Below are 2,637 nucleotides of genomic sequence, written 5' to 3' on the forward strand. Positions count from 1 at the left end.
GAGGTACAGTAGCAGCAATTAGTAAACCAGTTTTTAAGATGTTTCGGATTAATTAAGTCAAGAGCCACAGCAATTATGGTGTCAACCATTTTAGTGGTGGTTGGTGAAAACTGTCGCAATAATGATTTGAGTTGCGACCACCATAATTCAATTGGATTAAAATCAGGAGAGTATGGGGACAAACACAAGATGGAAGCACCCACTGCTTCAATCATAGGCTTAATTGAATCTACTTTATGCGCTGGTAAGTTATCCATCACTACTACTGCTCCCGACCACAATTTTGGCACTAAACATTTCTCGATAAACACCTCAAATGCTTGGCTATCCATCGAGTTATCTAGGGTCATTAATGCCACTACTTGCGTGAGACTAATTGCACCAATTACTGTGACTTTCTTACCTCGATAAAAAGGTTTGACCGCATAGGCTCTCGTCCCTCGTTGGGAACGTGCATGAGTTCTGGTTAAACCTAGCAATACTCCAGTCTCATCTAAAAAGACTAGATTTTTTGGGTCGATATGCTTAACTTTTTCCCAATACTCTAACCTTAATTTCATGACTCTTTCAGTGCCGGCTTGGCTACTTCTCACGGTTTTTTTTTACGATTTAATCCCAACTTTTGTAACGCATTACACATGGCTGTTCTACCCACCCAATTTCCAGTCTTCTGGGCAAATAAGTCACACAATTCTAGTAAGGTTGCATCGGGATGTGCTGCCACTATTTCTCTTAATTGTTGTGACGCATTATTCAAATGACTGAATCTGGGTTTACCTCTGGGTTTAGGCTGTAAATCTCCCTCGATTTTTTGTTGCTTGACAAGTTTTTTAACTAAGCTTTTACTGCAGGCAAATATTTCTGCTGTTTTTCTGATCGACAGCTTCTGTTCTAAATGGGCTGCTACTATTTTGGAGCGCAAATCTACTGAGTATGCTTTCATCTGTATATTATTTTTAGTCAATTCTATTGTACCTCATAACCTCCGGAAGTGCTGTATCTGTTTACCTGCGTCATATCCTACGTCAAGAGAAATCATCGTTGCTGTTTCCACTGATTGGCTATCGACGGTGGCTTCTGAAGGGCTAGGTTCACGCCCACTAGCTACCCGAACCCACTGGTAGAGTTTGTCATGAATCTTCAACCACGTACCATCTTTGCTCCATCTCCAGAAATAACCATAAACAGTTGACCAAGCAGGAAAATCCCCTGGTAAGGCTCGCCACGTACATCCAGAGCACAGTACATAGAGAATGGCATTGACAATGGCGTACATCGCCACTGTACGGGGACGACCACCAGGTTTTTCTTTTGGAAACAGTTCTGCGATCAGCTCCCACTGCTCCCACGTCAAGTTGCTAGGATATGCTTTAGTCATTCGCTCACAAGGTGCTGGTATCTACAAATTTCAGCTTAAGCCTTGTGAGCTTTCTTACAACACCTCCTCACTTTTAAAACATCCTCTAAGCATCCCGGATTATTTTATGCCGAAAGTGACAGAAGAGGGATAAAGCAATTTCCAGGCAAATAAAGTACACCTTAATCCCAAGCACTTACCAAACTGGTTGACAAACCCTTGCAACCGTACTCCATAAACCTGGAAATTGCTTTATCCCTCTTCTGTCACTCTGGGAAATTAAAAATGAGAACCAAATTTTCAACTGTAGGTTTATCAAGGATTTGAGCATTTATTTTCCAACAGAATGGCCCAAATCAAGGTTTTTGGTAAAAGTCTTATGCTATAACCATCCCAGATTATTTTCTGCCGAAAGTGACAAAAGAGAGGTATGTAGTAAATCGTACAGAAGTAAGCTTTCTAATATCTTAAGCTTCAGCGGTATTTCGCATACAGGATTATGCACACTATACAAAAACTATCGTGCAATTCTGCGTTTGTATTGCCTCGAAACTGCACCTTTAGTGAAACTGATGGGAAAGCCCTTGCGCCGTTTTGGTATCCGATCCCGTTCTCGCATCAAGTCACAGATCGACCGTTTGCCGCAAAGGTGCTAGATGAACGTCTCGTGCTGTTTCGACATTCCGATAGCTCGATCGTTGCAGCACGGGATTTGTGTTTGCATCGTGGTGTTGCTCTGAGTTTGGGATGGGTTGAGAACGATGAACTCCAATGCAAATATCACGGCATCGGCTACGACAAAAGCGGTCAATGCAAGCGTATTCCCGCTCAACCAGATGCCGCAATTCCCGCTCGGCTGAAATTGACGACCTACGCTGTCATCGAACGCTATGGTTTAGTGTGGGTAAGGCTCGTGGATAACGGTTCGGTGCATTGTCCATACTTTCAGGAATGGAACGATCCAGACTATATTCAGGTTCTGCCAGCCAGCGTGGCTCACGAAGCTGCCGCAAGTCGTCAAGTCGAAGGCTTTCTGGATGCGAGTCATTTTACGTTTGTTCACACCGAATCCTTTGGCGAGGGCGAAAATCCAGAAGTGCCAGATTATCCCGTTGAGCGACTACCGCACGGGTTTCGCGCTGATGATGTCAGCACTGTGAGCAACTATCCGCACAATCTAAAGCATCTGAGTCCGCCTGGGTTTAAGTCAATACGGTTCAGTTAAGGCTCAAATAGTGGTAAATTAGGTATGGTGTCCAAAAATGGAGAGCAAGTAAGGT

General features: G+C 43.5%; 4 protein-coding genes. 1 reads left to right on the top strand and 3 read right to left on the bottom strand.

Annotated features, from left to right (window positions below; all coding sequences use genetic code 11):
- The 3 genes from QUA47_RS30665 to QUA47_RS30675 form a co-directional block, all read right to left on the bottom strand.
- Positions 1-560 (bottom strand): IS630 family transposase (locus QUA47_RS30665; RefSeq protein ID WP_333433601.1); only part of this gene is annotated, 560 nt, incomplete at its 3' end.
- Positions 561-589: 29 nt separating this feature from the next.
- Complete coding sequence (locus QUA47_RS30670) at positions 590-964, bottom strand: IS630 transposase-related protein (protein WP_333433602.1); 375 nt, start codon at positions 962-964, stop codon at positions 590-592.
- Positions 965-976: 12 nt separating this feature from the next.
- The gene (locus tag QUA47_RS30675; RefSeq protein WP_333433603.1) at positions 977-1,378 is read right to left on the bottom strand and encodes a transposase; all 402 of its coding nucleotides are present in this window, start codon (positions 1,376-1,378) and stop codon (positions 977-979) included.
- A gap of 478 nt (positions 1,379-1,856) precedes the next feature.
- Here QUA47_RS30675 and QUA47_RS30680 point away from each other — a divergent pair, with 478 nt between their 5' ends.
- The gene (locus tag QUA47_RS30680; RefSeq protein WP_333433604.1) at positions 1,857-2,582 is read left to right on the top strand and encodes a Rieske 2Fe-2S domain-containing protein; all 726 of its coding nucleotides are present in this window, start codon (positions 1,857-1,859) and stop codon (positions 2,580-2,582) included.
- Positions 2,583-2,637 lie beyond the last annotated feature (55 nt).

Source organism: Microcoleus sp. MON2_D5, assembly GCF_036701905.1.
Lineage (GTDB): Bacteria > Cyanobacteriota > Cyanobacteriia > Cyanobacteriales > Microcoleaceae > Microcoleus.